The 238-nt window shown below is 66.8% G+C and carries 1 protein-coding gene; it reads right to left on the bottom strand.

Annotated features, from left to right (window positions below; genetic code table 11):
* The coding region (locus SB816_RS34740; RefSeq protein ID WP_410548591.1) for a hypothetical protein at positions 1–238 on the bottom strand (238 nt) is incomplete at both ends.

Genomic DNA, 238 nt, shown 5'->3' with positions numbered 1-238 from the left:
GGGAGGATGCCGCGATCCCACAGCGAGCCGCGGTAGGTCGAGTAGCGGCCGCGCTCGGCTGCCAGCTCCGTCGACGCCCAGTACGCGTAGTAGCAGACGGCTTCCATCGAGCGGTCGGCGAACTCCACGGCTTCCTGGGAAGCAAACGGCGTGCGCAGAACGTGCAGGCAGTCCTGGAAGCCCATGATGCCCATGCCCACCGGACGGTGCTTCAGGTTCGAGTTGCGCGCCTTCGACA

This window comes from Achromobacter sp. SIMBA_011, from assembly GCF_046535435.1.
GTDB lineage: Bacteria > Pseudomonadota > Gammaproteobacteria > Burkholderiales > Burkholderiaceae_B > Achromobacter > Achromobacter dolens.
This window is presented reverse-complemented; position numbering and strand designations above follow the sequence as displayed.